General features: G+C 43.7%; 21 protein-coding genes, 1 other RNA gene, 1 pseudogene and 1 other annotated feature. Of the genes and pseudogenes, 2 read left to right on the plus strand and 21 right to left on the minus strand.

From position 1 onward, the window contains the following. Nucleotides 1-107: 107 nt before the first annotated feature. From pheT to EDD59_RS06370, 12 genes and pseudogenes are all read right to left on the minus strand, one after another. Nucleotides 108-2,525, minus strand: a complete 2,418-nt coding sequence (pheT, locus tag EDD59_RS06320; RefSeq protein ID WP_132380046.1) for a phenylalanine--tRNA ligase subunit beta — start codon at nucleotides 2,523-2,525, stop codon at nucleotides 108-110. 19 nt (nucleotides 2,526-2,544) lie between these two features. Further along, the gene (gene pheS / locus EDD59_RS06325) at nucleotides 2,545-3,564 is read right to left on the minus strand and encodes a phenylalanine--tRNA ligase subunit alpha (protein ID WP_132380048.1); all 1,020 of its coding nucleotides are present in this window, start codon (nucleotides 3,562-3,564) and stop codon (nucleotides 2,545-2,547) included. Nucleotides 3,565-3,765: 201 nt separating this feature from the next. Next, nucleotides 3,766-3,993: a binding site (T-box leader), on the minus strand. Nucleotides 3,994-4,073: 80 nt separating this feature from the next. Then, nucleotides 4,074-4,916 carry a YihY/virulence factor BrkB family protein gene (locus tag EDD59_RS06330; protein WP_132380050.1) on the minus strand — a complete coding sequence of 281 codons (843 nt, stop codon included), beginning with the start codon at nucleotides 4,914-4,916 and terminating at the stop codon, nucleotides 4,074-4,076. A gap of 172 nt (nucleotides 4,917-5,088) precedes the next feature. Further along, nucleotides 5,089-5,267, minus strand: a non-coding RNA gene (gene ssrS, locus EDD59_RS06335) — 6S RNA. 131 nt (nucleotides 5,268-5,398) lie between these two features. Beyond that, nucleotides 5,399-5,743 carry a hypothetical protein gene (locus tag EDD59_RS06340; protein WP_132380052.1) on the minus strand — a complete coding sequence of 115 codons (345 nt, stop codon included), beginning with the start codon at nucleotides 5,741-5,743 and terminating at the stop codon, nucleotides 5,399-5,401. Nucleotides 5,744-5,745: 2 nt separating this feature from the next. Continuing rightward, a complete protein-coding gene (gene thrC / locus EDD59_RS06345; RefSeq protein ID WP_243117360.1) occupies nucleotides 5,746-7,266 on the minus strand; it encodes a threonine synthase in 1,521 nt (506 codons plus the stop codon). Beyond that, a pseudogene (locus EDD59_RS18570) lies at nucleotides 7,264-7,728 on the minus strand (3-isopropylmalate dehydratase small subunit); the annotation flags it as partial. The pseudogene EDD59_RS18570 and the gene thrC, both read right to left, overlap by 3 nt. Continuing rightward, a complete protein-coding gene (gene leuC, locus EDD59_RS06350) occupies nucleotides 7,728-9,002 on the minus strand; it encodes a 3-isopropylmalate dehydratase large subunit (RefSeq protein ID WP_132380054.1) in 1,275 nt (424 codons plus the stop codon). The pseudogene EDD59_RS18570 and the gene leuC, both read right to left, overlap by 1 nt. 20 nt (nucleotides 9,003-9,022) lie before the next feature. Further along, complete coding sequence (gene asd, locus EDD59_RS06355) at nucleotides 9,023-10,108, minus strand: aspartate-semialdehyde dehydrogenase (protein ID WP_132380056.1); 1,086 nt, start codon at nucleotides 10,106-10,108, stop codon at nucleotides 9,023-9,025. Between the two features lie 5 nt (nucleotides 10,109-10,113). After that, on the minus strand, nucleotides 10,114-11,511 hold the full coding sequence (gene argH / locus EDD59_RS06360; protein ID WP_132380058.1) for an argininosuccinate lyase: 1,398 nt from the start codon (nucleotides 11,509-11,511) through the stop codon (nucleotides 10,114-10,116). A 68-nt stretch (nucleotides 11,512-11,579) separates the two neighbouring features. Then, nucleotides 11,580-12,215, minus strand: a complete 636-nt coding sequence (locus EDD59_RS06365; protein ID WP_132380060.1) for an epoxyqueuosine reductase QueH — start codon at nucleotides 12,213-12,215, stop codon at nucleotides 11,580-11,582. A 34-nt stretch (nucleotides 12,216-12,249) separates the two neighbouring features. Beyond that, nucleotides 12,250-13,608: an MATE family efflux transporter gene (locus EDD59_RS06370; protein ID WP_132380063.1), complete on the minus strand. Its 1,359-nt coding sequence runs from the start codon at nucleotides 13,606-13,608 to the stop codon at nucleotides 12,250-12,252. Nucleotides 13,609-13,752: 144 nt separating this feature from the next. On the opposite strand from EDD59_RS06370, the gene EDD59_RS06375 reads away from it, so the two are divergent. Both EDD59_RS06375 and EDD59_RS06380 read left to right on the plus strand, forming a co-directional pair. Then, nucleotides 13,753-14,520, plus strand: coding sequence for an ABC transporter ATP-binding protein (locus EDD59_RS06375; RefSeq protein ID WP_132380066.1), 768 nt, complete (start codon nucleotides 13,753-13,755; stop codon nucleotides 14,518-14,520). Next, on the plus strand, nucleotides 14,513-15,310 hold the full coding sequence (locus tag EDD59_RS06380; protein WP_132380068.1) for an ABC transporter permease: 798 nt from the start codon (nucleotides 14,513-14,515) through the stop codon (nucleotides 15,308-15,310). The genes EDD59_RS06375 and EDD59_RS06380 overlap by 8 nt, the downstream gene beginning before the upstream one ends. Nucleotides 15,311-15,378: 68 nt before the next feature. On the opposite strand, the gene EDD59_RS06385 is transcribed toward EDD59_RS06380, so the two are convergent. From EDD59_RS06385 to rimP, 9 genes are all read right to left on the minus strand, one after another. Further along, nucleotides 15,379-16,278 (minus strand): bifunctional riboflavin kinase/FAD synthetase, encoded by a 900-nt coding sequence (locus EDD59_RS06385; RefSeq protein ID WP_132380070.1) that lies wholly within the window; start codon nucleotides 16,276-16,278, stop codon nucleotides 15,379-15,381. Nucleotides 16,279-16,295: 17 nt separating this feature from the next. Further along, nucleotides 16,296-17,210 (minus strand): tRNA pseudouridine(55) synthase TruB, encoded by a 915-nt coding sequence (gene truB / locus EDD59_RS06390; RefSeq protein WP_132380073.1) that lies wholly within the window; start codon nucleotides 17,208-17,210, stop codon nucleotides 16,296-16,298. Nucleotides 17,211-17,213: 3 nt separating this feature from the next. Then, entirely contained in the window at nucleotides 17,214-18,167 is a 954-nt protein-coding gene (locus EDD59_RS06395; RefSeq protein WP_132380076.1) for a DHH family phosphoesterase, read from the minus strand. 62 nt (nucleotides 18,168-18,229) lie between these two features. Continuing rightward, a complete protein-coding gene (gene rbfA / locus EDD59_RS06400; RefSeq protein ID WP_132380079.1) occupies nucleotides 18,230-18,589 on the minus strand; it encodes a 30S ribosome-binding factor RbfA in 360 nt (119 codons plus the stop codon). A 40-nt stretch (nucleotides 18,590-18,629) separates the two neighbouring features. After that, nucleotides 18,630-21,518 (minus strand): translation initiation factor IF-2, encoded by a 2,889-nt coding sequence (gene infB / locus EDD59_RS06405; protein ID WP_132380081.1) that lies wholly within the window; start codon nucleotides 21,516-21,518, stop codon nucleotides 18,630-18,632. Between the two features lie 16 nt (nucleotides 21,519-21,534). Beyond that, the gene (locus EDD59_RS06410) at nucleotides 21,535-21,858 is read right to left on the minus strand and encodes a L7Ae/L30e/S12e/Gadd45 family ribosomal protein (protein WP_132380083.1); all 324 of its coding nucleotides are present in this window, start codon (nucleotides 21,856-21,858) and stop codon (nucleotides 21,535-21,537) included. Continuing rightward, nucleotides 21,845-22,099 (minus strand): RNase P modulator RnpM, encoded by a 255-nt coding sequence (gene rnpM, locus EDD59_RS06415; RefSeq protein ID WP_132380355.1) that lies wholly within the window; start codon nucleotides 22,097-22,099, stop codon nucleotides 21,845-21,847. The genes EDD59_RS06410 and rnpM overlap by 14 nt, the downstream gene beginning before the upstream one ends. Before the next feature lie 44 nt (nucleotides 22,100-22,143). Next, a complete protein-coding gene (nusA, locus tag EDD59_RS06420) occupies nucleotides 22,144-23,334 on the minus strand; it encodes a transcription termination factor NusA (RefSeq protein ID WP_132380086.1) in 1,191 nt (396 codons plus the stop codon). A gap of 19 nt (nucleotides 23,335-23,353) precedes the next feature. After that, nucleotides 23,354-23,821: a ribosome maturation factor RimP gene (gene rimP / locus EDD59_RS06425; RefSeq protein ID WP_132380088.1), complete on the minus strand. Its 468-nt coding sequence runs from the start codon at nucleotides 23,819-23,821 to the stop codon at nucleotides 23,354-23,356. Nucleotides 23,822-23,919 lie beyond the last annotated feature (98 nt).

Genomic DNA, 23,919 nt, shown 5'->3' on the forward strand with positions numbered 1-23,919 from the left:
TATGCGGTAATCCCTGTTACCATTAGTCTTTATCAACTAATATTTTACAGGTAAATCCACGAATCTACAATTGTGAGGTCACTTCATATTATCTAATTCTAAGTCGTTTACTGTCTCAGCTCTATACCCATCTCTTCCAGAGCTTTTAAGATTCTATTCATAGCTGCCGTTACATCGGCCTCCTCCAGAGTTTTATCTTTTGCCCTGAACACGATGGAATAAGCGATGGATTTATATCCCTGCTTAATCTGGCTGCCTTCATACAAATCAAACAACTTATAGCTCTCCAGATAAGCGCCGCCCTTCTTCTCAATCAATTCTTCTATCTGGCCTGCAAGAATGCTTTTTGGCACCACCATGCTGATATCACGGTTGACTGCGGGATACTTTGCAATTCCCGTATATTTTCGCTCAAAGGTTGCATATTCCTGAATCTTGGGCATGTCGATTACTGCAATATAAGCTCTCTCACCAATTCCATAATTCTCTGCCACTTCCGGATGGACTTCACCAAGATATCCCACGACTTTTCCCTGATAAATAATGTTTGCCTGGCGCCCGGGGTGCAGATATGGGATTCCTGCATTCGGATCGTAAGATTCCCTTTCTTTCATTCCGATTTTTTCAAAGAATTCTTCCACTACACCTTTCATACTAAAAAAGTCTCCCTGACCATACATCCCCAATGTAAATTGCATGCGTTCATCAGGAAGCTCAGTAATCGGAACTTGCTTGGGCAGGTAAATATTGGCCAATTCGTAGAGACGCACATCCTTATTCCGGCGGTTATAATTGATTGCAAGGGAAGTCAGCGTACCATTTACTGAAGTCGTCCTCATAATACTGTAATCTTCTCCCAGCGGATTCATGATTTCCACAACATTCCTCAGAGGAGAATCAGAAGGAATCAATAATCTGTCAAATACCTTTGGGCTTTCAAATGAATAAGTCATGCCCTGACTAAAACCACAGAATTCCGCAATGTCCTCTGCAACACTTTCAATCCGGAGCTTGAAGGAAACCTTTCCGGCAGTAGCCTCTCCCTTTGGAAGGGTAGTCGGTATATTGTCGTATCCGAAAAACCTTGCCACTTCCTCTGCCAGATCGGCCAGACGAAATAAATCCTGACGAAACGTGGGCGCTATCACCTCTCTTGCCTCAGGGTCATAATCCAATTCTATTTTTTTGAAATAACCTAGCATTTCCTCTTCCGGTATATTTGTTCCAAGCATAGCATTTATTTTCTCTGCATCAAATGGGACTCTGACAGATTCCTTCACCTTGCCGTACACATCGACAGTACCGCCTACTACCTCTCCGGCTCCCAGCTCTTCAATGAGCTGGCATGCTCTGTCGATAGCTGCCTGCGCATTATTCGGGTCCAGCCCTTTTTCAAATTTGCCTGATGCATCTGTGCGCAAGCCTACTCTTTTACTTGACTTTCGAATATTCACGCCGTCAAAGCAAGCTGCCTCGAAAAGCATCGTCTTTACATTATCTGTAATCATAGAATTCTCGCCGCCCATGATCCCGGCAATACCGATGGCCTTCTCTCCGTCACAAATCATCAATATATCCTTATCCACAGCTCTTTCCTGCCCGTCAAGTGTAGTGAACTTGTCCCCGTCTTTTGCAGTCTTCACTATAATCTGATGTCCTGCTATGGTGTCCAGATCATATGCATGCATGGGCTGCCCATATTCTTCCATCACATAATTGGTAATGTCCACCAGATTGTTGATGGGACGGATTCCCACGGATGATAGCCTTCTCTGCATCCATTTGGGAGAAGGAGCAATTTTAATGTTTTTTACGACCCTTGCACAATAGCGTGGGCAGAGATCTGTATTTTCTACCGAAACCTTCACATAGTCGTTGACATCCTCATCATTTCCTGTTTCTGTAACAACGGGCGGTACAAATTCTTTGTGGAAGGTTGCCGCCGCTTCTCTCGCAATGCCAATCACACTGTAGCAGTCCACGCGGTTGGACGTAATTTCGTACTCAAATACTGTATCGTTTAAGCCCAGGGCTTCCACTGCACTTGCACCAACCTTGGCATCTTCCGGAAAAATATAGATTCCCTCGTCAGGAGATTCGGGATACATCTCTTTTGTTGAGCCCAACTCTTCAATAGAACACATCATCCCAAAGCTCTCCACACCACGCAGCTTTCCCTTCTTGATTTTAATGCCGCCGGGAGTTTTAGAGCCGTCGTGTCCCCCTGCGACACGTCCGCCGGCCAGCACGACAGGAATCTTGTCCCCCTCATGTACATTATTGGCCCCTGTGACAATCTGCACAGACTCTTGCCCTACATTCACCTGGCAAATAATCAGCTTATCCGCATCTGGATGGCTTTCAATTTTATCTATCTGGCCGATAATAATCTTATCCAGATTTGCATCCAGCTCCTCATACCCCTCCACTTTTGTGCCGGATAACGTCATTGCATCTGTATATTCCTGCGCAGTCACGTCCAGACCCGGAACATACGCTTTAATCCATGATAATGAAGTATTCACTTATCTTTCCTCCTTCTTATTAGAATTGTTGCAGAAAACGAATGTCATTTTCATACAGAAGTCTCATGTCATCAATTTCATATTTTAAAAGGGCAATGCGCTCAAGGCCTACACCAAACGCAAAACCTGAATATTCTTCGGAATCTATACCGCACATTTCCAGCACATGTGGATGTACCATGCCGCAGCCGAGTATTTCTATCCAGCCGGAGCCTTTACAGAACCTACATCCCTTGCCGCCGCATTTAAAGCAGCTTACGTCTACCTCTGCGCTCGGTTCTGTAAATGGGAAATGATGAGGTCTGAATTTTGTCTTCGTCTCCGGTCCAAACAATTCCTTTGCAAACACCTCCAGCGTTCCTTTTAGATCGGCAAAGGAAATATTTTTGTCAATCACCAGGCCTTCAATCTGATGAAAGGACGGGGAATGTGTTGCATCCACTTCGTCGGAGCGGAATACCCTCCCGGGAGCAATCATACGGATTGGAAGCTTTCCCTGTTCCATCACACGGGCCTGTACCGGAGATGTCTGGGTGCGCAGCACTATGTCTTTATTTACATAAAAAGTATCCTGCTCGTCCTTAGCCGGGTGGTCCGCAGGAATATTCAATTTCTCAAAATTATATAAGTCGTATTCTACTTCTGGTCCTTCTACAACCTCATAGCCCATTCCCACGAAAATACGCTCCACCTCTTCCAGCGCAATTGTGTTCGGATGCCTGTGTCCTGCCTTATTCTTTTTAGACGGCAGTGTCACATCAATAACCTCTTGTTTTAACTTTTCTTCTCTGAGAATCTTCTCCATTTTTGCTCTGGATTCTTCCAGAACAGCCTCGATAGATGCCCTTGTCTCATTTACCAGCTGCCCCACCTTTGGCCTGTCCTCGGGGGCAACATCCTTCATTCCTTTAAGAACTGCGGTGAGTTCTCCCTTTTTGCCGAGAAACTTTACACGCACATCATTTAATTTCTCAGGTACATCCGATGCCTGAATCTGTGCAATAGCTTCTGCCTTAATCTGTTCTAATCTTTCCTTCATTACTCTGCTCCTTCCAGGTATTTTTTCAGGTTCCGCCTGTTATAGTCAAAGACCCCGCAGCAAGCTGACGGGGCATCAAACTTGCAGCGCAGCAAGCTGCGGGGTATTTGACCCTCGCGGCAGTCGCCAAATTGAAATGCAAGCATTTCCGCTTGGCTCGTTGCTCGCGGGAATAAAAGGCGTTAAAAAAACTTCGTCCTGCAAAGGGACGAAGTTCTACATTCGCGGTACCACCCTAATTCCTGTAACTGCATCACAGGCTCTTAAGTTATGTGTAACGTACAACATACGGCAGTCTCTACTTTTACTTCAAGCCTGCAGCTATCGTGGGAATTTCGATTGCCATCTGAACTAAAGAAAACTTGCAGCCAATAATTTTCTCTCTCTGATAGGAAATGGCTCTCTACTGTACACGGTCATCGCTTTTTTCATTCTATTATTCTAAAACTAATAGAATTTACTGTTCTATTGTAACATAGGGCTTGAGAATGTCAAGAAGTTTCCAGCATTTATCTATTGCCGCCGTACCCTTCCAGCAGTGCATTCAACTCGCCGCCCAGCAGGATAACATACATACAGCCATACAGCCACAGCATAATAAGTATAATCGTTGTAAGGCTTCCATACATACTGGAAAACCCGGTAAAAATATCTAAATATACAGAAAAAATAAAAGATATCAACAGCCATCCACATGCAGTGAACATAGCTCCAGGAAGCTGCTGTCTCATAGTTGTCTTTGACATGTTGGTTCTGTTCGGCAAATATTTATACACAAGATCCCAGAACAAGGTTAATACAACCAGAGTTATAAGTGTTCTGCTTTTAATAATCATATCCATCACTGTTGTAAGGAAGGGCAGATGCTTATATACAAGTACACTGATACTGTTCCCAAAAACCGAAATTGCCAGGGAAAGTATAATTGCTATAATAAATAGCACCGTATATAAAGAAGCACGCAGCCTCAGATAAAGATAATTTCTCGTCTCTATATTGTCATAAATACAGTTCAGACCTGAGTTTACAGAAAGTACACCTTTCCCAGCTGACCACAAAGCCACAATAAGTGTAACAGGAATCACACCGCCTGACTGCGCGTAAACTTCATTTACAATGGAGGTAATCGTCCCCTCCACCGTCTTGGGAAATACCTGCATAACTGCATTCATTATGTCCATTTTTGTAACCGGGGTAAACTGTACCATTGTTAAAAGCAAAAGGAGAATTGGAATCAGAGACAGCACAAAAAAGTATGCCGCCTGTGCCGCATAAGCCCCGGTATGATGTGATCCTACAATACCTGACAGCTTATAAACTTTCTCCACAATTCTCTTGACTTTTTTCTTCATTTATTTCTCCCTGCAGAATTATTAGATTAAAATCATATCACAAAAAGTGTATCTGTTCAAGCATGTCATTTCTTATTATATGTAACAGTTCAGCCATGCGAAATCAAGCTGATGGCTGAACTGTTACATAAGAAAAGGCACCTGCACGCTGGCAGATGCCCCTATCTTTAGTAGAATCCCCAAAATGCCGGTCCTGTATTTTGACTCCTAGCCAATGCTAGGTGGGCAACCGCATCTGCTTTTCTGTCTTCCCCTGCAAATCGGAGGCTTGACATATTACAGAAATGTAGGAATCCCGTTTAAAGTGATGTAGGTTCAAAATAACAGGGGGGTCGAACATTCCAGGTTTTTCTCTAAAAATATTATACCCCATTTACATAGAATTTACAACTGGTAAAAAAATGGAGCATAGCATTTTTATAACAGTTCAGCCATGCAAAATCAAGCTAAAGGCAATACTCTATTTTATGACTAAACTGCAGCTAAAAGTATCGTTTCTTAAGTTTTGTTGTATACACCATGTACCAGATAAGGACAACAACAAAGGCCGCCATTGCTATCAGATCAAGAACCGTGACCGGCGTCACAAAATAATGAATTGCATCAACAGCTCCGTAAAAAATAGTTACAATTCCCAGAATCAAAACCGTCGGAAGGGCTTTCTGGATGAATTCTTTTTTGTCTTTACACATTTGTTCGGTAAATCCTTTTCCAAGTAGAAGAACCTCATTAATATGGCCGGTTTGTTTCATCTGCATATAAGCATAAATAATATAGATACCGGCCCCCAATACCAATATACTGATTGCTCCAAACATATCATCCATAATTATACCTCAATCCCTAGAATTTTTCTTACTGTTTCTTTCATTTTATCTACACCGCATTCTCCGGTGTGAAGGATTTCCGCATTGCGGATTTCTTCGATTGCATCAGGTATCTCCATGCCGGATATTTTCTTAAGCCCATCGAACAATGCAGACTCCTCCATTGTATTATTGGTTTCGTCTATCGCTGTCATTACGCTTTTTGTAAACTTATAGGGACTTGCCGTAGATATGACAAGCATCTTTTTATTGTCTCCGGTCTTCTCCCGATAAGTTCTGCACACATGGGCAGCTACAGCCGTATGGGTATCCATCACATAGCCTGTAGAACGGTATGTCTCACAAATCTCTGTCTTGGTCTCCTCTTCTGTAGCATAACCTCCTTCAAAATCATTCAATTTTTTTCTCATCTCAGCAGTGATTTTATAACAGCCCTCTTCCTTCAGCTGTCTCATTAATTCTGTATTCTTTTCAGCGTCTTGTCCCGCAATGGAATAAATCAGGCGTTCCAGATTGCTGGAAATGAGAATATCCATAGATGGGGAGGATGTCAGAATAAATTCCCGGTTCCTATCATATTCTCCTGTTCTGAAAAAATCAAACAAAACCTTGTTTTCATTAGACGCACAGATAAGCTTGTCTATCGGCACACCCATTTGCTTCGCATAATAAGCCGCCAGAATATTCCCGAAATTTCCCGTGGGAACTGTCACATTAATCTGTTCCCCGGTTTTAATTTCCCCATTCTGAACAAGCTTTGCATAGGCGTAAACATAGTATACAATCTGAGGTACCAGACGTCCGATATTAATAGAGTTTGCCGAGGAAAACTGATATCCTGCCGTATTCAGCTCTCTCTCCAGTTCTTTATCCTCAAACAATGCTTTTACACCGCTCTGAGCATTGTCAAAATTGCCATGGATAGCAACAACAGAAGTATTTTTCCCTTTTTGGGTTACCATCTGCAGCTCCTGCACCCTGCTTACCCCGTCTTTTGGGTAAAAGACAATGATCCGGGTGCCCGGGACATCTGCAAAACCGGCAAGTGCCGCTTTTCCTGTATCCCCGGATGTAGCCGTCAAAATTACAATGTCCTTTGTCACATTATTATTTTTTGCAGCAGTGGTCAGTAAATGAGGCAGAATGGAAAGTGCCATATCCTTAAATGCTATAGTGGCACCGTGGAACAATTCAAGATAGTAAGTGTCCCCCACCTTCGCAAGAGGAGCTATTGTCTCTGTATCAAACTTTTCGTCATAGGCACGGTCAATGCAGTACTTCAACTCTTCTTCAGTAAAATCTGTCAAAAACTGCTTCATGACCGCATAGGCAGTCTCCTGATAGCTCATATCTTTTAATTCTTCCATCGTGACGTCCAGCTTAGGAATTTCCGCAGGAACGAACAGCCCCCCATCCTCAGCCAGACCTTTCAATATGGCCTCTGAAGCCGTCACTGTTTTTTCTGCGTTTCTTGTACTTTTATATAATAAGTTCTTTTTCTTCTTGCTGTTTGTATAGTTCACCAACCCACCTGCTTTAATTAATTTCTGCATAAATTCAGGAAAAGGCTGTCCCTGAAACTCTGTCCCTTTTGTCCGGTTATAGATTTTACCGCTGTCAAAGTCAACTTCAACCTCATCCCCTGCTTCAATGCCTCTGGCCGCCTCAGGACACTCAATAATTGGAAGGCCAATGTTAATTGCATTCCGATAAAATATTCTGGCAAATGTCTCTGCAATTACACAGCTCACTCCTGCTGTCTTCAGACAAAGAGGTGCGTGTTCACGGGATGAACCACAACCAAAATTCTTATTTGCCACAATCATATCTCCCGGCTGAACTTTTTTTGCAAAGTCCGGGTCAATATCCACCATCGCATGACTTGCCAGTTCCTGGGCATCAAACGAATTCAAATAACGTGCAGGTATAATAACGTCTGTGTCTACATTATCCCCGTATTTAAAAACATGTCCCAAAGCCTTCACTATTTTTCACCTGCTTTCTCTGGATTTGCAATATATCCCGCGATTGCACTCGCTGCTGCCACTTCCGGAGAAGCGAGATAAATCAGGGAGTCTACATGCCCCATTCTTCCCACAAAGTTACGGTTCGTCGTAGACACACACTTCTCTCCGGCCGCCATAACTCCCATATGACCACCCATGCACGGTCCGCAGCTTGGGGTATTTACCGCGCAGCCTGCGTCCACGAAGATGCCCAAAAGGCCTTCTGTAATACATTCCTTATAAATCTTCTGAGTTGCAGGAATCACCATGACGCGCACATTCGGATGAACCTGCTGTCCCTTTAATATTGCCGCGGCTTTCCGCAAATCCTCCATCCTGCCGTTTGTACAGGAGCCGATAACCACCTGATCAATCCAGATTGGCTCCATGGCTTCAATCTCGTCAATGGTCTTTGCATTGCCCGGCAAATGTGGAAATGCAACTGTGGGGCGCACCTTAGATAAATCAACTTCTATAACATCATCATATACAGCGTCCTCGTCAGCCTCATATATTTTGTATTTCTTTACTGAGTGTTCTTTTATATAAGTCTCGGCCTGCTCATCCACCGGGAATATCCCATTTTTTGCCCCCGCTTCAATTGCCATATTTGCCATTGTAAAGCGGTCATCCATAGAAAGCTCCCTGATTCCGCTGCCAGTAAATTCCATAGATTTATACAAAGCACCATCCACGCCGATCCGGCCGATAATATGGATAATGATATCTTTGCCGCTTACATACTCCCCCGGCTTCCCGGTCAGTATAAATTTCAGCGCACCGGGAACCTTGAACCATAGTTCCCCCGTTGCCATACCTGTGGCAATGTCCGTAGTCCCTACACCCGTAGAAAAAGCACCCAGGGCGCCATAAGTACAGGTATGGGAGTCTGCACCTATGATGCACTCCCCTGCAGCTACGACCCCTGCCTCGGGCAGAATTGCATGTTCTACTCCTGATTTACCCTGTTCAAAATACCATTTCAACCCCTGCTCTTTTGCAAACTCACGGATGGATTTGGAATTTTGCGCGGACTTGATGTCTTTGTTTGGAGTAAAGTGGTCAGGAACCAAAACCACTTTATCTTTATCATAAACTTTCTCTGCCATCTCCCTGAAAATTGGCAGAGCCATCGGTCCAGTAATGTCATTTGCCATCACTATGTCCAGCTTTGCCTCTATCAGCTGTCCGGCAGTCACTGAATCAAGGCCAGCATGCGCAGCCAAAATCTTTTGTGTCATCGTCATTCCCATTGCGGCAACCTCCTGTATTTTTATTTGGCCTGAATGTATCCTTTTGCCGTCAGTGCCTCTGCACACAGAACTGCACCGCCCGCTGCTCCACGGACCGTATTGTGAGACAGACCAACAAATTTATAATCAAACATAGTATCCTCTCTGAGACGGCCGATGGATACGCCCATGCCGCGTTCGTAGTCCACATCCAGTTTCACCTGCGGGCGATTGTCATCTTCCAGATACTGGATAAACTGCTTTGGTGCACTGGGAAGCTCTGCCTCCTGGGGAAAGCCTTTGAAATTCACCAGTTTTTCTATCAGCTGCTCTTTTGTGGGTTTCTTCTCGAAATTAATAAACACTGCCGCTGTATGTCCATTGAACACAGGGACACGGATACACTGACAAGTGATCTTCGGAAGCTGCGCTTTTACAATCTCTCCATTTTCCACTTTACCCAGCACTCTAAGTGGCTCCTGCTCGCTCTTCTCTTCTTCGCCGCCGATATACGGAATAATATTCTCCACCATCTCCGGCCAGTCTTTGAAAGTCTTACCCGCCCCAGAAATTGCCTGATATGTGGTGGCAACCACCTCTTTCGCTCCAAATTCTTTCCAGGCTGCAAGGCAGGGGGCATAGCTTTGGATAGAACAGTTCGGTTTTACCGCAATAAATCCGCGTGTAGTTCCAAGGCGCTTTTTCTGATCTGCTATGACATCGAAATGCTCTGTGTTAATTTCCGGTACTACCATAGGAACATCCGGTGTCCAGCGGTGAGCACTGTTGTTAGAAACAACCGGTGTCTCGGTCTTCGCGTACTCTTCCTCAATAGCCTTGATTTCGTCCTTCGTCATATCCACCGCGCTGAACACAAGATCAACGGTATCGGCAACCTTTTTTACTTCATTTACATTCAATACAACTAATTTCTTTACACTCTCCGGCATCGGGGTATCCATTTTCCACCTGTCACTCACGGCCTCCTCATAAGTCTTTCCTGCGGAACGTTCACTTGCAGCCACTGTAACTACCTCAAACCAGGGGTGATTTTCTAGCAGTGAAATAAACCTCTGGCCTACCATACCCGTTGCACCTAAAATACCTGCCCTTAATTTTTGTTCCATCTTCCTCATTCCTTTCCTACTTCTGTCTCTGCATTTAAGTATGCTTCCTGCACAGCAATTACTTTTTCCATTGCTGTTCTTCCCGGAGCACCGATAGTACTTCGCATTTCCACGCAGGTCTTCATGCTGATTGCCTCATATATGTCTTCCTCAAAAACCGGTGAGATAGCTTGAAACTCTTCCAGAGACATCTCATCCAGCGCTATGTTTTTCTCAATACAGTAAAGTACCAGCTGCCCTACGATTCCGTGTGCATCTCTGAAAGGTACACCGTGGTTTACAAGATAATCCGCCGCATCTGTGGCGTTGGTGAAACCGTGCTTTGCACTGTCTTCCATTCTGCTGTAATTAAAGCCCATGGTGTCCAGCATACCTGTAAACAAAGTGAGACAGCCTTTCGTCGTATCAATAGCATCAAGTACAAGCTCCTTATCTTCCTGCATATCTTTATTATATGCAAGAGGGATACCTTTCATCGTTGTAAGAAGAGACAGCAGTGCAGCATACACCCGCCCCGTCTTTCCGCGGACTAACTCTGCAATATCCGGATTCTTTTTCTGGGGCATAATGCTGCTCCCTGTACTATAGGCATCATCTATTTCTACAAACTGATACTCGTTGGAATTCCAAATAATCACTTCCTCAGAAAACCGGCTCAGATGCATCATAATCGTTGACATTGCCGATAACAGCTCAATCAGATAGTCTCTGTCAGACACAGAATCCATGCTGTTTAAAGTAGGTCCGATAAATCCCAGCAGCTCTGCTGTATATTCCCTGTCCAGCGGATAAGTTGTCCCTGCCAGCGCGCCTGCACCCAGGGGACAGTAATTCATTCTTTTATAAATGTCTTTCATCCGCAGTCTGTCACGCTTAAACATTTCAAAATATGCTCCCATATGATGGGCAAGAGTGATGGGCTGTGCCTTCTGTAGGTGGGTAAACCCAGGCATGTAAGACTCGGTGTTTTCCTTCATCAATCGCAAAAGAACCTTCAGCAAGTCTTTTAACAACTCGTCCAGCTCCAGAATTTCATCTCTCGTATAAAGCTTCATATCCAATGCCACCTGATCATTGCGGCTTCTGCCTGTATGCAGCTTTTTCCCAGGATCGCCGATGCGGTCTATCAGATTTGATTCCACAAAACTATGGATATCCTCATACTCCTCTGTAATCTCAAGGAATCCATTGTCAACATCTCTTAAGATTCCTTCAAGTCCCTCTATAATCTGTTCTTTTTCTTTCACCGTCAGAATCCCCTGTTTTGCCAGCATTGTCACATGAGCAATACTGCCGCGGATATCCTGCTTATAAAATCTTTTATCAAATGAAATTGATGCGTTAAAATTGTATACTAACTGGTCCGTTTCTTTCGTGAAACGACCGCCCCATAGCTGAGCCATCTTTTTGTCCTCTTTTCCTTATTTACAGTTTCTCATTAGTTTACCACAGTGAAGTGCCGATGTCCACTCTAAACTTTATCTCCATGGGCGGACTGCAGGGAATACTCACATCCACAATAATCCTGCCTGTACAACCCATATTTTTTTGACAGTTCAGTAGACCGCTTATAACCATTCTTCTTTTTAAAATCAGACGTCAGATATTTTACTCCATACTCTTCTGCAATCTCCAGCCCGATAGAATTGAGCTTCTGGGCGTTTTTCATGGGGCTGATACTTAAGGTTGTAGTAAAATAATCAAACCCGCTTTTTACAGCTTGTTCAGCAGTCTCCCTCAAACGTAGTTCATAACACTTAAAGCATCTCGCACCCCCTTCTTTCAAATTTTCCATCCCCCTGACCATTTCATAAAACCTCTCCCTATCATAATCACCTGCAAGAAAGGATACCGGGTGCTTAAAATGCATATCCCGGATGAGCTTCTGCTGCTCTGCAAGACGCATATAATATTCACTTTCGGGGTAAATATTGGGATTATAATAAAATATTACGATTTCAAAAAACTCTGACAAATACTCCAGCACATAGCTGCTGCAGGGCGCACAGCAGCTGTGAAGAAGAAGTCTTGGCACACACTCTTTAGCTTTTAGTGAATCAATCACTTTATCCAGCTCTTTCTGGTAATTTATATTTTGATTATTCATCTTATTTCGATACCTTTCCAAAGCGCAATAGCTGTTAGTGAATTGCAGATTTCCACTTTACTCTAAGTATTAATATAGTAGAGATAAGAGCTGCCCCATAGTTGGAAAAAAGATTTCCCCAGAATACCGCATAATAACTCAGATAGCTTTCCGTTAAAAGTATAAAAATATAACGGAGCAGCCACACCCTGAGAATACTCATCACTAGGGTGATCCTGGTCTTTCCGAGTCCGATAAACGCTCCCTGTTCCACCATAGCAATTCCAAAGCCAATGACGGAATATGTATAAATGTGAAGTGCTTTGTTGGCCACGGATAGAACCTCTGGTTTTCTTGTAAACAACACCGTCAAATGAGATGACGAGGGGACAATAATTGCAATAAGCAGAGCGGCTGTTACAGCACTGACGATACAGCCCACCAGACATGCATGTTTTGCCCTTTTTGGCTGTCCTGCACCTATATTCATGCTTACCATTGTAGTAACTGCGGAGCCAAAAGAGGCCGGCAGAATAAAGCAGACAGAAGTAATATTGTTAGCAATTCCTTGTCCATTCAAGATGATTGCCCCGTATTTTTCCACTTCAGTATTAATCAGAAAGAATCCTAAGTTCAACATCAGATTCGAAAGCATGGACGGAAATCCTATAAAAAGTAACTTTTTGATAATCTCTTTTTCAAAATGAAATCCTTTAAATTCCAATCTTTCGCCCTTCTCGCTGACAAACAATTCGTAGAACATCCACACGGTAATCAAAATGTTCGAAGCCAGAGAGGCCATAACAGAACCGACCAGTCCCCATGAAAACAGCCCTACAAATAATGCATTGAATAGAATCTTCAAAATCAACATAATCAACATACGTATAAAGGAATCTTCCGGCTTGCCGTTGGCATTTTTTATTGCATTGTAGATAGATTCCAAAAATGAGAATGGGATAACCAATGCATTTAAAGAAATATATATCAGAACATTATGGGCAATATCTGCATTTACATGACCTGACAGGACAAATCCTACCACTACCAGGATCGGTGCAAGAATAAATCCAAGTATAAAAGCAAAAATAATCAGCTGGACTGTTGTCCTCCTGCTTTCTTCAAAATCACCTCTTCCATTGCATTGCCCGATGATTGCCATTCCTGCAGCACTTAAGCCCTGAGCCAATGCGGTCATCATATTTACAACCGGAGTGCAGTAAGTTACCGCGCTGGCAGCTGTTGTGCCGACCAGATTATTTAAAAACAATCCGTCCATAACAGGTATCAGAGATTGTACTGCCCCCATCATCAGCGTCGGGAGCGATAACATCAAAATTGTGGGCAGCGCATTGCCGTTTAGTATCCTCTCTCTTCGCTGTTCCATAGTCTGGCTTAAAAATTTAACCTTCATTAATTTATCTCCTACTTATCTATATCAGTCTACTACAAAATATTACGCCCCACTTTATTTTTTGTCAATGAAACAAGAACCGTTATTCACTCATCTACTCTTTTTTCATAAACTAACTATATACTTGTCGAATGGAGTGTCTGCATGGAACCTGTACTTGAGTTAAAAAATATAAGTTATGCGTATCACACATTAGATGGAGAAACCAAAACACTGACGGATATCTCATTTTCCGTCGCCTCCGGCGAATTTGTTGCCATTGTCGGGCCCTCCGGATGTGGTAAGTCTACCCTGCTCTCTATTATATCCGGCCTGTTAGAACCGGAAAAGGGGCTTATAAAGATGAACGGAAAATATACCGGGGAAAACTCCATGAATATTGGTTATATGCTGCAGCATGATTACCTTTTTGAATGGCGAACTGTTTATAAAAATGTCCTGCTGGGACTGGAAATCCAGCACATGCTCTCCGCTAAGTCCCGGACAAAAGCAATGGATTTATTAGAAACGTACGGACTAAAGCAATTTGCGAATTCCAAACCTTCAGAATTGTCAGGCGGCATGAGACAGCGGGCAGCTCTGATTAGAACGCTTGTGCTGGACCCGGACATTTTGCTTTTAGATGAGCCTTTTTCCTCCCTGGATTATCAAAACCGCCTTTTTGCAGCCGATGATATAGGACAGATTATACGAAGCACGCAAAAGACAGCACTGTTAGTGACTCACGACTTGTCCGAAGCAGTGAGCCTGGCTGACCGGGTCATCATTCTTACAAACCGTCCGGCATCTATTTCTAAAATTGTCCCTATCACTTTCGACTTGGAAAAAGACACTCCCCTGCATAGGAGGAATGCTCCGGAATTCAAGAATTATTTTAATACTATATGGGAGGAGTTGAACCAAAATGAGTGAAATATCTGTTGGACAACAAAGTTACCTGAATAGCCACAAACGCCACAAAAGGATTGTTCGGGTTTCCCGGGTTGCAATCCTTTTAAGCTTTTTATTTCTCTGGGAGTTTACAGCAAATGTAGGCTTGATTGATTCCTTTATCTTCAGCAGCCCTTCGAAAATTGCATTATGCTTCTGGGACATGGTTCTGGATAAAACAATCTTTTTGCATATCTGGACTACATTGTATGAAACCATTGTGAGTTTTCTGCTTGTTACCCTTACCGGTATTCTGCTTGCCGTAGCTCTCTGGTGCAGTGAAAAGCTCTCAGAAATACTAGATCCTTATCTTGTCGTGCTGAACAGCCTTCCGAAGTCTGCTCTGGCTCCGCTATTAATTGTATGGCTGGGAGCCAATCCGGCCACGATCATTGTAGCCGGCATGTCAGTAGCAATCTTTGGCAGTATTTTAAGCTTATATACCAGTTTTGCAACGGTAGATAAAGAGAAAATCAAACTGATCTACACCCTGCGGGGAAACAAATGGCACGCACTCACAAAAGCTGTGCTGCCCAACTCCATCCCGGCAATTATCAGCAATATGAAGGTCAACATAGGGCTGTGCCTGGTAGGTGTGGTTATCGGAGAATTCCTGGCTGCAAGAAATGGACTGGGATATCTGATTATTTATTCAAGCCAGGTGTTTAAAATGGATTGGCTGCTGATGAGCATCGTTCTGCTATGTATTATGGCGATGGGACTCTATTCGTTGATCAACTTGCTGGAAAAGGTTTACCAAAAGAAAATCTGAATAAAAATGTCAGAAACAGGCGGGTGAATTTTCACCCGCTCTTTCTTTTCAAAACGCAAATAAGGACTTTAATTCTGCCACTGAAAATATTCTTTTCCGAACATAATATCCTCATCTACCCGTGTTTTTAGTTCCTCCACAGAAGTAAACTTTTCCTCCGGGCGCTCAAAGGCACAGAATTCTACTGTGATAGATTTCCCATAGGCATTCCCTTTATATTCAAAGGCAAACACCTCCAAAAGCGGTCTCATCTCATCCGTCACCGTGGGCTTTACTCCTACATTTCCAATACCGTGGAAACACTTCCCGTCCACCCATACTCTGCAGGCATAAACACCGAAACGGGGGATAATCTTCCTGTCTGCCGGTACAATATTCATGGTGGGGAACCCTAATGTCCGTCCCAGATGCTTTCCATGTTCCACCACACCTGACATGTGGTAAGAATATCCAAGAAGAAAATTTGCCAGTTCCACATTCCCTTCTTTAAGTGCTTCCCGCACATAGGTGCTGCTAATTTCTCTGTTCTGGAATAATTCTTTATCCAGTACCTTTAGCTGATAGTTATATTTGGGGGCATATTCTGCCAGCATCTTCACGTCCCCGCGTTTTTTATAACCAAAATGGAAATCGGTTCCTACAACAACATAGGATACATGGAGCTTTTCTGCCAGAATTTTCTCAATAAAAACTTCTGCTTTCATTTCTCTGATATCCTTTGTAAAAGGACATTCTATCATGCAGTCGACTTTAGTTTCCAGATGCTGCCTGCGCTCCTGATTGGTCAACAGAGTATCTTTATTTATATCAAATGCAAATACAACACTTTTTACATGTTCTTCCTGGGCAAATCTTTGTATACTTTGAATTAGTTTTTGATGTCCCCTGTGAAGGCTGTCAAACTTTCCAAGGGTTACTGCTGTTCTCTCCAATCCCTTATAGGAATTGATGTCCGTATAATACTGCATATCTATCCTCACTACACTTATTTTTTAGAAGGAGAAAAAAACATTTTTCCAAGCCTGTACTCTCCTTTGGATATATTATAATGATAAATACCTATAAATGTTTTCTCTTCATCGTATATTCTGACTCTTTCTCCCTCAGAAACAGTCTTTTTCTTTGTCATGTATTCCGGCTTAAGGGGATTTCCATTGCAGGCATAAGTCCAGTATTCGTCTGCTACTGTAAGTGACGGCAATTCAGAAAACATGGCATCAGTGGGAACAATCACCTCTGAAAGTTTTCCTGTCTCTTTCAAATTCTCCACCTGTGCCAGTCTCAGGCTATCTTTGAGCTCAAAGCGTCCCACCTTTGTCCGCAGTAATGCTTCCATACACCCGCCCGCTCCCAGGTCCTGTCCTATGTCATGGCACAAAGTCCTGATATAAGTTCCTTTGGAGCACTTTACTTCCATAGAAATCCTGGGAAGCTCTATCCTGTCTATGGTGATATCAAAAATCTGAACCAATCTTTTCTTCCGCTCTACTTCAATTCCTTCTCTGGCAAGCTCATATAATTTTCTTCCCTTTACTTTTAATGCAGAATACATCGGCGGAAGCTGTTCATATTCCCCGATGTATCCTTGTATACATTCTTTTATATAGCTTTCTGTCAGGGAAGAAGTGTCCCTTTCCTCCAGAACCCTTCCTGTTATATCCTGGGTATCCGTTGTCTTTCCCAGCAAAAGGACGGCCTCATAGATCTTATTTTTTTCAGTCAGCATATCACACAGTCTAGTCGCTCTCCCCAGACAAACAGGGAGAACCCCTTCTGCATCAGGATCCAGAGTTCCTGTGTGCCCTATCTTTTTCTGCCCCAGAATCCCCCGGAGCTTTGCTACCACATCATGGGAGGTATATCCTTTTTCCTTATATATATTAATAATACCATTTATCATAAATTAAATTCCTTTTAAGGAGAGCTGTGCACATACGTTATTAATCACATCATGGCTGGTGCCCTTCATGGTAAATCCGGCGGCTCTTTTGTGACCGCCTCCCCCAAAATACTGTGCCACCGTGCTGACATCCACTTTTCCTTTGGAGCGCAGACTAACTTTGAATTGCTGAGTATCCAGCTCATACATAAATATAGCTACTTCTACCCCTTGTGTCAGCCGAAGCTGGCTGACAATACCTTCCAGGTCACTTGGCTTCGCCCTGTAGAATTCCATCTCGCCCTTGCTGACAGAAGACACAATGCACTGTTTGTCCAAAATCAATATGCTCTCAAGCAGTGCTCTCCCCAAGATCTGGTTCTGTATATAGGTCTTCTCATAGTATGTTTTATCAATAATTTCATTTCCATCAATGCCTTTTCGCATAAGCTCTGCTGCAATCTCCATTGTTTCCGGGGAAGTACAGGAATACTGAAATACTCCGGTGTCATGGATGATTCCCATGTAAAGTGCTTCTGCCGTGTGGAGATTAATTTTTTCTTTGTCCAGCAATCTATATACCATCTCTGCTGTGGAGCTGGCTTCCGAATCAATGTAGTTTTCATCTGCAAAAGCCTGATTACTCACGTGGTGGTCAATACAGAGGGTATGCCCTGCTGCCCTGAAGAGAGGCTCTGAAAAACCAAGACGGGCTGCATCACCGCAGTCCAGACAGATAAACAAATCATATTGTTTATCTGCCGGTATACAGTGTTTTACCTCATCTGCCCTGTGAATCATCATGTAAGCCTCCGGGACCTCTTCCAGATACACATCAATCTCTCTGTCCGGATACTGCTCTTTTAGATAAATATACAGACCAAGATTTGATCCCACGCAGTCTCCATCCGGGTGCACATGCCCGCCCAGCGCAATAGTTTTTCTTTCCTGAAGAACATCGGATAATTGTATACTCATATAATTATTCCTCATCTTTCAAATCGTAACAGTTCAGCCTTTAGCTTAATTCCGCCGTGCTGTTACTTCAAATCTCGGGTCAGCTCGTCAATTTTTTTGCTCATGTTCACTCCGTATTCAATGGACTGATCCATGATAAACTTAATTTCCGGGGTGTTTCTCATATTAATTGTTCTCGCCAGCTCACGTCTGATATAACCTTCCGCGCTCTGAAGTCCTTTGATAGTATCCTCCTGAGCCTTTTTATCCCCCAGCACGCTGATATATGCTTTGCAGGTTTTCAGGTCGGGAGCCACCTCCACAGCCACGACGGATGTCATAGGAGCAACACGCGGGTCTTTGATCCCTCCGCGCAAAATGCTGCTCAATTCACGCTGAACCTCTGTGTTGATTCTTGTATTTTTAATGCTGTTTTTCCTCATAAACTTCTCCTTCATACAACCGCTGTCATCTCTGCGGTTATTATTTTCTTTCTATCTCAACCATCTTATATGACTCTGCAAGATCGCCTTCCTTGATGTCATTGAAGTTCTCGAAGACGAAGCCACACTCATATCCGGCTCTCACTTCCTTTACATCATCCTTGAAACGTTTCAGGGATGCAAGAGGCCCATCGTATATTACGATTCCGTCCCTTGTCAGACGCACAGAGCACCCTCTTTCGAAAGTACCGTCCTGCACATATGAACCGGCAATTGTTCCGACTCCGGATGCCTTAAATGTCTGACGCACCTCTGCATGGCCCAGAACCTTTTCTTCAAATATCGGATCCAGCATACCCTTCATTGCCGCCTCTACATCTTCAATGGCACTGTAGATGACTCTGTATAGTCTTAAGTCTACACCTTCCCGGTCCGCAATTTCTTTAGCTGTTGCATCTGGTCTTACATTAAAGCCAATAATAATTGCATTGGACGCAGATGCCAAAATCACATCTGATTCATTGATGGCACCTACACCGCCATGAATGATCTTAATAACAACTTCATCATTGGAAAGCTTCAAAAGGCTCTGTCGCAAAGCTTCCACGGAGCCCTGAACATCTGCCTTTACCACGATATTCAATTCCTTTAGGTTGCCCTCTTTAATCTGATTAAACAGATCATCCAGTGACATCTTAGATTTCGTATCATCCAGCAATTTTACCTTGTTCTGTGCAATAAATGTCTCGGCGAAGTTTCTTGCTTCCTTTTCGGTGTCACATCCTACAAAGACTTCTCCCGCATTGGGTACATCATTAAGCCCGAGGATTTCTACCGGTTGGGATGGTCCTGCTTCTTTTACGCGGCGCCCTTTATCATCTGTCATCGCCCTTACTTTACCATGGGCAGAACCTGCTGCAATAGCATCTCCCACATGAAGCGTGCCCTTTTGTACCAGTACTGTTGCAACAGATCCTTTTCCTTTGTCAAGTTCTGCCTCAATCACAAGACCTCGTGCTTCACGGTTTGGATTTGCTTTCAGTTCCATTACTTCCGCTGTCAGAAGAATCATTTCCAGCAATTCTGCAATTCCTTCTTTTGTGTGGGCTGATACTGGCACGAAAATAGTGCTTCCGCCCCAATCTTCCGGAATTAACTCATATTCTGCCAGTTCTTGCTTTACTCTGTCAATATTTGCACTTGGCTTATCAATCTTATTAATAGCCACAATAATTTCAATCCCTGCAGCCTTTGCGTGATTAATTGCCTCCACAGTCTGCGGCATCACACCATCATCGGCTGCTACAACCAGAATTGCAATATCCGTTGAGCTTGCACCTCGCATACGCATTGCAGTAAAGGCCTCATGCCCCGGAGTGTCCAGAAAGGTGATTTTTTCACCCTTTGCTTCCACTACATATGCACCGATATGCTGTGTGATTCCGCCTGCTTCCCGGCCGATTACATTTGTATGGCGTATAGCATCCAGAAGGGAGGTCTTACCGTGGTCTACGTGTCCCATAACACATACAACCGGCGGGCGCTTTACCATCTTGCTTTCATCCTCTTCATCTTCTTTGAGGAGTTCTTCAATGACGTCTACAACTACTTCCTTCTCACAAAGAACATCAAATTCCATAGCAATTTCTTCGGCTGTATCATAGTCAATTTCCTGATTTACAGTGACAACTTTTCCCTGAAGGAACAGTTTCTTTACTATCACAGAAGGTACAATCTTCATTTTATCGGCAAGTTCTTTGATTGTGAGCACTTCCGGGAGAACAATCTGTTTGATTTGCTCTTCTTTCTTCTCGATGGGCTTCGACTGTGGTTTAACCACTTCTGCTATAGTTTTTTGCCTCTTGCCCTTTTTGCCCTTGCCTCCGAAATCGTTATTCTTATACTCTTTCTTCTTGTAGTCTTTCTCTTTATCTTTTACTTTATTCCTCTGAACCTTCTGCTGCTCTACTAATGGTGTTGGGATTGCATCTCTATCCTTTCTTCTGGTGTCCCGGCGTTCCTGTCCATGTGGTGCTCCGCTTCCTCCTTGCTGGCCACCTGCAGAACCTCTTCCGCTAAAGTTTCTGTTCTGATTTCCGCCATAACTTCTGCTCCGATTCCCATCCTGATTTCCGCCATAGCTTCTGCTCCGGTTCCCGTCCTGGCTTCCGCCGTAGTTTCTGTTTCGGTTCCCGTCCTGACCTCCGCCGTAACTTCTGTTCCGGTTCCCATCCTGATTTCCGCCATAGTTTCTGTTCCGGTTCCCATCTTGATTTCCGCCATAGCTTCTATTCTGACTTCCGTCCTGATTTTTTCCGCCATAGCTTCTATTCTGACTTCCGTCCTGATTTCTGCCGTGGCTTCGGTCTTGATTTCTGTCCTGTCCGCCCGCAGGCCTTGGTCCGCGGTTATTATTAAAACGTGGATTCTGGCTTCCGCCGTCTGATCTTTGATTCTGTCCTTGGTAGCGGCTGTTTTCCCTTCTCGTTTCCTGTGCAGCCGTCTGTGTCCTCTGATTTCCCTGTGATGTCCCCTGATGTGCTATCGGGCGCTGTCCTTCCCGATTTTCCTGGGGTCTCTGGGAGGAGGATGCTGTCCCCGTCTGTCTGCGTCCCTGGGGGGATTGCCTCTGTGCGGATGGTGCTGAGCGCTGTCCTTCCCGGTTTCCGCCCTGGAAACGTGAATTTCCCTGCATGCGGCCCCCACTCTTTGAATTTTGCGGACGGAATACCTGTACAATATTTTTCTTTTTAGGTTCTTCCACGCTGTTTTTACTTTTGCTCCTCTTTCTTAAATCTTCTACCACCTCATCTTCAAGGGAACTCATGTGGCTTTTAACCTCCACATTCTTCTTTGCCAATATATCTATTAATTCTTTATTTTCCATTCCCAGCTCTTTTGCCAGTTCATGCACTCTCATTTTTGCCATATTCAAACTACCTCCTCTATGCAATTGAATTGCCTTCTGTTTCTATTTGTTTCTGAATTCCCTTTGCAAATCCTTTGTCCAATATTGCCAGAGATGCACGGAATTCTTTTCCCATTGCATGCCCTAAGGTATCTTTATCTCCGTAAAAATAAATTGGAACTTTATAAAACCCACACATGTTGCAAAATTTGCGCTTTGTATTATCTGACGCGTCACCTGCGACAATGACCAGAGCTGCTCTGCCCGACTTTACTTCCTTTTCCGTCATAAACTCGCCGCTTGCCGTCTTCCCGGCCCTGGTGGCAAGCCCTACCAGAGACAATACTCTATTCTGAATCAATCTCACTCATCTCCCTTTTCAGCCGCTCATATACCTCCTCAGGAATTGTCTGTTTAAATGAACGCTCCAGACCTTTACTTTTAACTGCTTTTTCAAGACATTCCTGTGAACGGCACAGATAGGCTCCCCGGCCATTCTTTTTGCCGGTGGCGTCCAGTACAAAATCATCTTCCATTGTGCGCAGAACACGGATCATTTCCTTTTTCGGCTTCATTTCGCCACAGCCAACACATTTACGCATAGGTATCTTCTTATTGCTCAATTATTCCACCTCTCATAAGGTCATTATTCATCCTCATTCTCAATAAACTCTATTTCTTCATAATCAATGTCTTCTGGTTCCCCTGTATAATCCTCCGGGTACTGTTCCTCATAGCCGCCTTCATACCTTTCCGGCTCCATACCCATCTGCTCCATATAGTCTTCCGGAAGATCTCCTGATTCAATTGCCTGTGTCTCACTCTTGATATCTATCTTATAGCCGGTAAGACGGGCTGCGAGCCTTGCATTCTGTCCTTCTTTTCCAATAGCCAGTGAAAGCTGGTAATCCGGCACGATAACACTTGCCGCTCTTTCATCAGGATCTGCCATTACCGAAATAACCTTTGCCGGACTCAATGCATTTTCAATTAAAAGAGCCGGGTTTTCATTCCAGTTAATAATATCTATTTTTTCGCCTCTGAGCTCATTCACAACTGCATTAACTCTGGTGCCGTTCATTCCCACACATGCACCTACCGGATCTACATTCTCATCATTGGACCATACTGCCATCTTTGTACGGGAGCCTGCCTCACGGGCAATACTCTTAATCTCAACTGTACCATCCCTCACCTCTGCCACCTCTGCCTCAAACAGACGTTTCACAAGCTCCGGATGTGTCCTGGATACAAGAATCTTGGGCCCTTTTGGTGTGTTTTTCACTTCCACAACATAAAGTTTAATTCTTTCGGTAGGCTGGAACACTTCACCTCTGACCTGTTCATTCTCTGTCAGTATGGCATCAGCTCTTCCAAGATTAATGCTGATATTGCGTCCTACATAACGTTGCACGATACCCGTTACAATATCTTTTTCCTTTTCAAAGTATTGATCGTAGACAACTTTTCTCTCTTCTTCCCTGATTTTCTGAAGAATCAGGTTTTTTGCATTCTGGGTTGCTATTCTCCCGAAAGATTTAGATTCAACCGGAATCTGCGCCACATCCCCGAGTTGGAGAGTAGAGTCAATCTTCTCGGCCTCTTCCAGGCTGATTTCCAGCGCCGGATCCGTGACCTCCTCAACCACATCTTTCTCAGCATATACCGCATAATCACAGGTTTTTCTGTCCATGATCACTTTAATATTCTCAGCCGTTCCGAAATGGTTCTTACATGCACTGATGAGCGAATTCTCAATTGCATCCATCATCGTTTCTTTGCTGATGTTCTTCTCCTGTTCAAGAATATTCAACGCCTCTAATAGTTCTGTATTCATTATAATTTCCTCCTAAAAATTAAAAGTCCAAAGCTAAACGGACCAAAGCTATCTCACTCTTTTGAAAAATCTGTAGAAATCCGTCCTCATACTCTATCGTCACAGTATCTTTATCATAATCCTTCAATATTCCCGTAAATTCTTTCTGTCTGTCAATCGCCCGGTAGGTTTTTATCTCCACTTCTTCTCCCATGCTCCGCTTAAAGTCCTTCTCCTTTTTCAGCGGCCTGCCCAGTCCCGGAGAACTCACCTCAAAAATATATGCATCCTCAATATAATCCCTTTCATCTAAAACATCCGAAAACTTTCTGCTGACTGCCTCACAGTCATCCACGGTAATACCGCCGGGCTTATCAATGTAAGCACGCAGATACCATGTACCGGCCTCTTTTACATACTCTACATCCACCAGTTCAAATCCAAATCCCGCAACAATTGGTTCTAACAGCTCTTCTGTCTGCTGTTCATACTGTTCTTTCCTCGACACGCTAAACTTCCTTTCTATGTGTATTATAAATTCTGCCACATCCCCGGCAATAAAGAAGAGTGAACTTTCGTTCACTCTTCCGCTGGTTCCATATAACT

The sequence above is a fragment of the Muricomes intestini genome (assembly GCF_004346165.1).
Taxonomy (GTDB): domain Bacteria; phylum Bacillota; class Clostridia; order Lachnospirales; family Lachnospiraceae; genus Muricomes; species Muricomes intestini.